Origin of the sequence: Nodosilinea sp. LEGE 06152 (assembly GCF_015207525.1) — a bacterium.
Taxonomy (GTDB): domain Bacteria; phylum Cyanobacteriota; class Cyanobacteriia; order Phormidesmidales; family Phormidesmidaceae; genus Nodosilinea.
The window spans coordinates 1-9,278 of sequence record NZ_JADEWR010000042.1; the positions used below are offsets into that span (position 1 = coordinate 1).

The following is a 9,278-nucleotide window of genomic DNA, read 5'->3' on the forward strand; positions in this document are numbered from 1 at the left end:
CCGCAAAACGCTCTGCTACTCCAAGACCGTAGAAATGCTGGCTCACTCTGTTCGCTTGTTACTTCACTACCTCAAGTTCGGCGATGTGCCAGTCCCGTCAAGGTTCATCTCTTGATTCAGCAACGCCAAATTTCTTTCTCCAGTTCCCTTGCCCTGCTTGCTCTTGACACCTCTGCAAGCAGGGTTTTTTATCGGCTGACTATGCCCAGACCCAGGGACAACCCTACCTGCGCCACTACATTCTCACCCTGCTCAACGAATGGCACACCCCAGTACATTCTTGGGCTAGTGCTAATTCCTTTCACCTGCGAACTTTATAACCCGATGGAAACTTCGACCCTGGGGCATTCTGTGTAGGGGTAGTTAGTCCCTCCTATCGCTAAGCTAAAGCATAGGCAAATGATGCCGTGGCTCAACTTTCTCTCGCTAGTTCCGGCTACTACCGTTACTCTGCTTCTTATCGGCATTGCCTTTCTGCGGTTTTACAATGAGCAAGACTTCACCTTTCTCGGCCTCATCGCCAACCCCAGAGTCTGGAGCAACTTGTGGTGAGCCTGTCGAATCTGCCGACTCACTGTGGCGGCCCTCACGGCTGCGGTGGTTAATTTCGGTGTTGAGTGGGACCGTCGAAACCGAGAAACAGACCGCTTGGCTGAAGAGGCACAAAACGCAGAGTTGAAGAAAAAGAACAGGCGTCTCGCCGAGCTGCAGTCGAAATTGAACGAGATCCTGCACTCTTAAGCTATCTGGCCGACTCATCGACGGAAAACCAGCGAAAGCTAACTCAGGTGCTAGCGCTGCTCAACGACTATCGAGATTCGTTTGGCTGAACTGTGGACAGCACCCAGTCGCGCAGCAGGCTGTTCACCTGGTCAGGTACCTCGTCGTGGGGGCAGTGGCCCGCCTGCAAGTAGTGCTCTGTCAACGAGGGATAGTACTGGCGGAACTGTTTTCCTTTCTGGCGGCAGTTCATCCAGGGGTCGCCTTCGCCCCAGAGCATCAGCAGGGGGCAGGAGAGCTTTTGCAGCAGCACGTCTACCTTTTCGCCCTGGCGAGATTTGAATACTGAGGCAAACACCCTGGGGGCACCGGGGTCGAGGGCGGGACGGCGAATGTCTTCGACCAGCTGGTCGGTGATCGCCGACTGGTCGAGGTAGACCTGCTTGAGGGTGCGGCGAATGGTGGCGGGCTGGCGCACGTACTGAAACAACAGCCAGCTGGGCAGCGGCTGAAGCATGATTGACTGAATGGTCTTGGCAATCGGGTTGGGCGGTGTGGGAGGAGTCTGCGCTGGGGTAGAAAACGGCCCGGCACTGTTCAACAGCACCAATCCAGCGGCAGATTCGGGGTGGTTTGCCGCTACGCATAGGGATGCATACCCGCCAAGAGAATTGCCCGCTAGCACCACCGGGCGACCGATTACCTCGGTAATGAACTCGTGCAGCTGGGCCTGCCACAGGTCGCCGCTGTACTGCCAGTCGGGCTTGGCCGATCGCCCAAACCCTAGCAGGTCAATGGCCCACACCTGAAAATCGGACTGTAAACCCTGAATATTTTTGCGCCAGTGGTCAGTGGAGGCACCAAAACCGTGAACTAGCAGTAGGGGTGGGCGGTCGTCTTGTGCCGCTCCGGCCACGACGTAGTGAATGGCCTGGTCGCGCCAGTACCAATAGGTACCTTGGGATGGACTGATAGATTGAGGGGCAAAGGCGGTAGACATAGGGCTTGAGCCAGCAATTCTGTGAACAAACGTTAACTAAAATGGTAGCGAATCTTGGCGGGGCAGGCTTGGTGTGGATGACAAAACGTCGAAGACCAGGCATTGTTTCAGAGAAATGCTCTTAAGCCCGCTACTATGGCTGCCCTATCTCGTCCTCGCCGCCCGTCCGGTCGATCGTCCAATCGTCGCGAATTTTCTAAGTACGATGCCCGTCGCCTTAGGGCGCGCTGGTTTGAGCGGATTATGGCAATAGTGGCCCTGCTCAACTTGGCCCTGGTGATTGGCGATCTCAGCTACATCCCCCTGCGCGATCTGTACCTGCGTTTTTTGCCCCAGCTGACCATCTGGTACGGCGAGACCTTTAAAGGTATAGAGCCCCATCGCTTTACCGCCAACTATCTTGAGACGGTAGACCAGCTGGAAGAGCAGGTGGCCCAAACCGGGCTGACCTCTGCCCCAGCGCAGTCCATCCTGACCGATTTGCAGCAGCAGAGCGCCGCCATGATTGCCGAAAACCCGTTTCAGATCGCCAATCGGTCGGGTAATTTGGAGCAGATTAAAAACAAAGTGCGCGATCGCATTGGGCTAGAGTCGGCCACTACGTCGTTCACGGAGTTTTGGAGCGTTGACCACCTGAGCGAGGCCGGCTTCTCCTCAGAAATGGCGTTTTTTAGGGGCGAAGTTCAGCCCCTGATTGAGACCAATTTCTTTCGCCGGATTGCGGTTCACGGCGGCTTTGTGGACCTGTTCTGGCGCATTGATGTCTGGTTTAACCTGCTGTTTGGTCTGGAACTGCTGGCCCGCAGCATCTACCTCGATCGCCGCTACAAAAACTTCACCTGGCAAGACGCGATTCTCTGGCGCTGGTACGACGTGCTGCTGATTATTCCGTTTAGTGCCCTGCGGCTGCCCTGGCTCGCCCTCCTACGCATTGTTCCGGTTACCATTCGCGTTAACCAATCCAACCTGATCAACCTAGAACCGTTTCAAAGCCGCATCAGCCGCTTTGTGATTAGCCACGTCGCGGTCGAAATGACTGAAATTGTGGTGCTGCGCATCATTGATCAGCTGCAGTCGCTAGTGCGCGACGGCAGTGTGACCCAGGCGCTGCTCGAACCGCAGTCGCGCCGCTACATCGAAGTTGGCGGCGTAGACGAACTGGAAGTACTCTCGAAACGACTGGCGGCCCTGATGGTTTACAACGTGCTGCCCCAGGTCAAACCCGAGATCGACGCGTTGCTCAAGCACACCGTGACCCAGGCGTTCGATCACACTCCCGGCTATCAGGGGTTTCGGCTGCTGCCCGGCATTGGCGATCTGCCTGACCAGGTGGCCCAGCGGGTTGTGGCTCAGCTATCGGCCAATCTCTACGGCGTGCTCAAAGGCACCTTGGAAAATCAGTCGGGAGGTAAGCTGACCCAAGAACTGGTGCAAAAGCTAGTGGCTACGTTCAGGCTTCAGCTTAAAGAAAACGAAGATGTTGAAGAACTTGAAGCGCTAGTGGTGAATTTTCTCGAAGAATTTAAGCTCAACTATGTCAAACAACTGGCTGCCGCCGATGTCGATCGCCTGATCGAAGAGCGCTACCAGATCTACAACGTGACCCAGAGTAGCTCAGAGGGCAAGTCTTAAGTCAACGCTTTTTGACAACACTTATCTGCCCAAGGATGGATAACTGAAGGCCCGATCTCTTCCTCATCGGTATCTACTGGGGTAGAGGCTAGGTTGATGTTGCAATTGCTACCTTGAATCAGGTTCGAGGGTGCTCGCACAACGATTAGAAAGTTTATTTGCAATACATCATTTTCTTTTATAGGAGGCCAATTACAGTATGGCTACTCGAAATACTGATCCCCGCAATCGAGATTTTGAAGCGTCAATTAACGCTCGACCCGTAACCAACGACGAAATCGCCTACCGCGATGGGTATGTCAGGGGCAAGTCTACACAACAGCTTGAGCAGGAGCGACGCCGAGCCGCTGAAGCCAGAATTTACGAAGAAAATGCTCGTTTGCGGGAAGACAGCGGTGTGTCTACCGGTCTTATTCTCGGCTTGACCCTAGCGGCCCTAGCCGCAGTCATCGGCGGACTAATCTACGTTTACAGCGAGGAAAATGCCACTCCCGGAGTCACCAATCCTACCCCTGAAGCGGTGACCCCAGAGCCTGCCAACAACGAAACCACCATTATTGAGCGCACTATTGAGCGCACTCAAGAAGTTGTACCCGCCCCCAGTTCAGTACAACCGCCTGAGGTCAATGTGGAACTGAATAATCCTGTGCAGGCCCCCGCTCCAGCCCCAGCTCAGCCTGAGGCCCCAGCGGCCCCAGTCCAGCCAGAAGCCGGTGCCAATCAGGCTCCAGCCGGAACTCAATAGAGCGATCGCTGCTTCCATTGCTAGCGTCGCTACCGTTAAGGGAATTGGCTCCTCCAGGTCAGTTCCCTTAACATTGTTGATTTAGGGTGTACTTCCTCGTTAATTCCATCGTATGGCGACTTATCTAGTCACCGGTGCCAATCGCGGTATTGGTTATGAGTACTGTCGGCAGCTTCAGCAGCGGGGCGATCGCGCGATCGCCGTCTGCCGCCAGCCCTCCGATGAGCTAAAAGCCCTAGGGATACGGATAGAATCGGGCGTTGATATTACCGATGATGCCTCGGTAGCCAATCTGGCCCAGCGGCTCCAGGGCACGACGCTGGATGTGTTGATCAATAACGCTGGCATTCTCCACCGCGTCACCCTAGATGATCTCGATTTTGCAAGCATTCGTCAGCAGTTTGAGGTCAATGCGATCGGCCCGCTGCGAGTGACCAAAGCTCTGTTACCCAATTTATCCAATGGTTCAAAGGTCGCCTTGATGACGAGCCGCATGGGCTCGATCGCCGACAACACCTCTGGCGGATCCTATGGCTACCGTATGTCAAAGGTGGCGCTGTCGATGGCAGGCAAATCGCTAGCCCACGATCTCAAACCCAGAGGTATCGCCGTAGCGATTTTGCACCCAGGCCTTGTAGAAACCCGCATGACCGGCTTCACCAAGAGCGGCATTACCCCCACCGAGGCCGTTAAGGGTCTACTGGCCTGCATTGATGCGCTCACCCTAGAGAACTCCGGCACCTTTTGGCACTCAAATGGAGAAGTTCTGCCTTGGTAAAGGAGGCGTTCTCACTCCTTGATCCAAGGCTTGTCCCAGGGGCCGCCGCCGACCTCTAACCCCGCTTGGGCACTGGTCGCCGCCACAATCAGGTCTAGATTCTCCCCCTGCCGTCGCCACAGCTTGACGCTGACATTTCCCAACGCCGTATCGCGGCAGCAGTAGATCATCCCCTCGCGGGTAGGAGCACGGAGCGGAAGACCAGGCAGAGCGGTGGTGCCCGTCACTTCAACTATGTAGTTTGGCCGCTCGCAGCGCATATGCCAGTAGCCCCACGGGTCGATGTGCCAGGTAACTCGCGCATTCCAGGGTACAAATTCGTAAAATTGACCGCCATAGTGCAGGCCCACCATCGCGACCGACTCCATCCAGCCGAGCACCTGGCGGCGACCGCCCCCGGCGGTTAGGGCGAGGTCGGCCACGCCATCAAAGGCATTGCAGTTGACCCAAAACCACTTTTGCGGAAACGATCGCCCCCAATTTTTCTCGCTGTAGGCCGGGGCGTTGGCAAACTCGTACCGCTTCCCCTGCCACTCAATCCACCCCGTAGAGTAGCCATGGGCCATCAAAATTTGCCAGCCCGGCTCAAAAATGGGCAGGCTAGAGAGAAATCCAGCGGTAGATTGCTGGGGCTGCCTCGTACTGGCCCAGCCGTACACAGGCTCGGTATAGTACTGCCAGGCCACAGAACCTGCAACCGGATCATTTAGACACCCCTGGTGCAGCGTGGCCGTCACCTGATAGCCCTCGGCGACGTAGCGCTCAAACTCTGATGACGACAGCAGCCGCGGACTGATCTGGGATTGTCCTCGCCAGTGCCCCAGCCCTAGCCCCTCTTTCCAAGCCCAAAAATTTTGCACATCGGGAAAGGTGCGGCAAAAGTAGCCGTCGTCGGGGCCAAGAATTTGGGCCGTGCCGCCGCTGTTGGGCCGTCCGCCAGCGGGGTCTTCAATGGAGTACATGAAGGCGAAGGTTTGCCCCGTCTCCGGCAGCGTGACCCGAAAGTACCAGCCCTCGAAAAAGCGATCGGCCTGGCCGTCCCAGTGGTAGCCGCTGTGGGGAGTCTGGAGGGGGTGAAGGGGCATGGGGAGTGGTGGGTAGGGGGTGGATGGGTAGGCGGGTAGGCGGGTGGATGGGTAGGCGGGTGGGGACGGTGCGAAAGTTGGAAGCTTCAGAGTTCAGTGCTGCTGACAGGTTGATTTACAGAACACAGGTTTAAACCGATGATCGGCTAGTCCTTTCCGTAGGGTGAAGGGCGGCGGAACGCCCTTCGAGAAGGGGGTCTGAGGCCAGCGAAATGGCCCCAGCAGCAGATTTAGTTTCTAACCGACCACCTCTGTCAGCCTGGAAAAGCTGCCATTTGAAGCAGATTGTTTCCCTAAAAGTGTCTCAGTCTTCGACCCAGCGCGGCACATACTGCCAACCATCACGAATCTCGTCCCGACACCGCTGATGCCCAGGCTGCTTTTCCTCCACCAGCTGCCAAAAGGCGGCGGAGTGGTTCATGTGCACGGTGTGGCACAGCTCGTGGACAAAGACGTAGTGAACGAGTTCGGGTGGCAAAAACAACAGTTTGTAGTTAAGGCTGATGTTTCTATTGGATGAACAGCTAGCCCAGCGGGTTTTTTGCCCTCGAATGGAAATGCGGTCAAAGGGCAGGTTGAGCACAAAACTCAGCTCGCGCAGCCAGGGGGCAAATTCGGCGCGGGCCTTGCGGCTAAGCCACTGGCGCAGCAGATCGGTACAGGCGGCGTTATTATCGACCGGGCCGCGCAGCAGTAGGGCTTGGGGGCCGCTCTGGGTCATGGCCAAGGTGCGGGTAGAGGCGGGTTGGTAGCTGACTTGCCAGGTCTGGTGGCGCGATCGCACCTCGATCTGACCGGGTTTCTCCTCAAAATGCTCATCGGTCAGGGTTGCCGTTTGGTGGGCCAGGCGCAGCTGCGATCGCCAGAGCCAGTCGCGCCGCCGATACAGCAGCTCAGGCACCTGAGTGTGGTCAAAGCCGTTGGGAACAACCACCTCGATCTGGCCGTTGAGGTGCACCTTGATCGAGACATGGCGGGCGCGGCTGCTTTCCCGAATCCGGTAGTCGGGCAGCGCCACCGGGTCAGCAGAAAAAAGCTGGAGCTGTTCGGATGATTCAGCCATAGGGCAGCAGGAGACGGCACTCTATCTAGTCTAGATAGCCTGTTCTATCCTACGTTGCCTCAGGGCGTGCCATCAATTTTGGCGACAATCCTGATCCCATCAGCGTTGCCACATCCGACCTCAAAAAAGGCTAGGGGCTGTAAGCACTAATCTTGGGACTACCAGCAGTTAGTTGATGGCAGCTCCTAGAAAAGAGAGCAAAAGTTCCTGATGGGGCGGCCCAATGGGGCGTTCTGCCTGAGCGCGATCAGAGTAGCGCCAGCCTCGGTGAATGTCCTCAACGCTCCACAGGCCCAAATCGAGTCCTTCTGTCAGCACCAGGCTTTCCACTCGCACCACCAGCGGCCCGTAGTATACGTGACGCACCACAGTTTCAGATTCCGATCGTTTAAAGAGCGCTAGCTGGGGCGCGTCATAGCCGATTTCTTCCTGCAGTTCTCGGTACACCGCAACGTCGGGCAGTTCGCCCGGTTCTAGGTGGCCACCAAAAAAGGCCCAATGGCCCGGCCAGGCAATAGTGGGAATGTCGTCGCGCAGCTGCAGGAGGTAGCGATCGCCCTGGTAGAGAATGGCGATCGCCACTTCGGGTTTTGGAGTCATAGCGCAAGGTCATTACGGTAGGGCTTATCCCTCACCACCGCAAGTCTCCATCGAGACCTCCGCTGCACCTCGCAACGACAGAACGATGGCAAGCCTCTTGCCAGCAGCGTAAGGGTGGAGCCATCATACCCAGGTGACGCGTCCGCTCGCCATGATGGGCATCACAACGCACGATTAAGTTCAAAGCGTAAGGTCGAGGCACCGATCGAGCGTGTGGCATTAAGGGAATGTGACTAAGAGAATGTAACAGTTGAAACAGCTCAGGCTCCGGTTTATCGACCCGATCCCCGACCCTCACAGGTGGGCACGAAGCCATTGGTCTTTCCCGCCATGGTGCTGCCGCTAACATCAATAGCCCTAGTCATGGTCGATGCCTTCTGAATGGTCATACCCCCAGCTACAGCTCCAGGGTTCACCATTTCGTAAAGTCAAAGCCCTTTACAACCCGCCAAAGATCAAGCATTGAGCGACGATAATTAACATTAATTAACAAAAAGAGGGCCTAATCGCCCGTTTGGCGATATAGCCCCGGTCATTTATTGAGTTTTGTTAATAGAAGCCTGATTCGGAGATCAATTTTGTGATCAGAGCATTTCCAGAAGCCCTATGGATCAAGGGATTCCGCAGATTGAATTATTGTTAACCGCCGTCAAAAAGCGTCAAATTGCGAGACTATAATGCTCAAGAGCAATCACCGCCTAAGTATCGGTTGTACCCGTAAGCGATCGCGCCCTTGGGTACAGTTTTAGCCAAGGCGATTGATTCTCGATTTGCTTTTGTCTAGAGAGAGGAGAGTCTCCATGACAACTACCCCGCGCGAGCGGGAGGCGAAAGCCAAAGTCATCGTTGATAAGGATCCAGTACCTACTTCTTTTGAGAGGTGGGGCAAGCCGGGTCACTTTGATCGGACTTTAGCTAAGGGACCCAAAACCACCACTTGGATTTGGAACCTCCACGCCGACGCTCACGATTTTGATAGTCATACCAGTGACCTAGAAGACATTTCGCGCAAAATCTTTAGCGCTCACTTCGGTCACCTAGCCGTCATCTTTATCTGGCTCAGCGGCATGTACTTCCATGGCGCTAAGTTTTCAAACTTCGAAGCCTGGATGGCCAACCCCACGGGCATCAAGCCCAGCGCTCAGGTAGTCTGGCCGATCTTCGGTCAGGAGATCCTGAATGCCGATGTGGGCGGTGGCTTCCACGGTATTCAGATCACCTCTGGCTTATTCCAGCTGTGGCGCGGCGCTGGCTTCACCAACGGCTTCCAGCTCTACTGCACCGCTATTGGGGCGCTGGTGATGGCTGGCCTGATGCTGTTTGCCGGCTGGTTCCATTACCACAAGCGGGCACCCAAGCTGGAGTGGTTCCAAAACGTGGAATCGATGATGAACCACCACCTGGCAGGCCTACTCGGTCTGGGCTGCCTGAGCTGGGCCGGTCACCAAATCCACGTGGCGTTGCCTGTTAACAAAATGCTGGATGCTGGCGTGGCTCCGCAGGCTATTCCCCTGCCCCACGAGTTCATCCTCAATAAGAGTCTGATGGCCGACCTGTACCCCAGCTTTGCTGAGGGACTAAAGCCCTTCTTCACGCTGAACTGGGGCGTGTACTCTGACTTCTTGACCTTCAAGGGCGGTCTGAACCCCGTCACT

Annotated in this window: 7 protein-coding genes and 3 pseudogenes; 6 read left to right on the top strand and 4 right to left on the bottom strand. The window is 56.0% G+C overall.

Annotation, left to right across the window (positions count from 1 at the left end; translation table 11 throughout):
- Together IQ265_RS28370 and IQ265_RS30440 are read left to right on the top strand one after the other, a co-directional pair.
- Positions 1 to 115 (top strand): annotated as a pseudogene (locus IQ265_RS28370) (IS1 family transposase); the annotation flags it as partial.
- 284 nt (positions 116 to 399) lie between these two features.
- Positions 400 to 830 (top strand): annotated as a pseudogene (locus IQ265_RS30440) (hypothetical protein).
- Here the strand turns inward: IQ265_RS30440 and IQ265_RS28375 are convergent.
- A complete protein-coding gene (locus IQ265_RS28375; RefSeq protein ID WP_194059887.1) occupies positions 809 to 1,720 on the bottom strand; it encodes an alpha/beta fold hydrolase in 912 nt (303 codons plus the stop codon). The pseudogene IQ265_RS30440 and the gene IQ265_RS28375 sit on opposite strands and share 22 nt — an antisense overlap.
- 135 nt (positions 1,721 to 1,855) lie before the next feature.
- Between IQ265_RS28375 and IQ265_RS28380 the strand changes: the two genes are divergently transcribed.
- From IQ265_RS28380 to IQ265_RS28390, 3 genes are all read left to right on the top strand, one after another.
- Positions 1,856 to 3,352, top strand: coding sequence for a hypothetical protein (locus tag IQ265_RS28380; RefSeq protein ID WP_194059888.1), 1,497 nt, complete (start codon positions 1,856 to 1,858; stop codon positions 3,350 to 3,352).
- 199 nt (positions 3,353 to 3,551) lie between these two features.
- Positions 3,552 to 4,097, top strand: coding sequence for a hypothetical protein (locus IQ265_RS28385; RefSeq protein WP_194059889.1), 546 nt, complete (start codon positions 3,552 to 3,554; stop codon positions 4,095 to 4,097).
- Positions 4,098 to 4,209: 112 nt separating this feature from the next.
- Complete coding sequence (locus IQ265_RS28390; protein ID WP_194059890.1) at positions 4,210 to 4,875, top strand: SDR family oxidoreductase; 666 nt, start codon at positions 4,210 to 4,212, stop codon at positions 4,873 to 4,875.
- 11 nt (positions 4,876 to 4,886) lie between these two features.
- Here the strand turns inward: IQ265_RS28390 and IQ265_RS28395 are convergent, their stop codons facing one another.
- The 3 genes from IQ265_RS28395 to IQ265_RS28405 form a co-directional block, all read right to left on the bottom strand.
- Positions 4,887 to 5,960, bottom strand: coding sequence for a tocopherol cyclase family protein (locus IQ265_RS28395; protein WP_194059891.1), 1,074 nt, complete (start codon positions 5,958 to 5,960; stop codon positions 4,887 to 4,889).
- A 304-nt stretch (positions 5,961 to 6,264) separates the two neighbouring features.
- Entirely contained in the window at positions 6,265 to 7,023 is a 759-nt protein-coding gene (locus tag IQ265_RS28400; protein WP_194057849.1) for a SprT family zinc-dependent metalloprotease, read from the bottom strand.
- Positions 7,024 to 7,191: 168 nt separating this feature from the next.
- Positions 7,192 to 7,623 (bottom strand): NUDIX domain-containing protein, encoded by a 432-nt coding sequence (locus IQ265_RS28405; protein ID WP_194057847.1) that lies wholly within the window; start codon positions 7,621 to 7,623, stop codon positions 7,192 to 7,194.
- An 800-nt stretch (positions 7,624 to 8,423) separates the two neighbouring features.
- Here IQ265_RS28405 and psaA point away from each other — a divergent pair.
- Positions 8,424 to 9,278, top strand: a pseudogene (gene psaA, locus IQ265_RS28410) (photosystem I core protein PsaA); the annotation flags it as partial.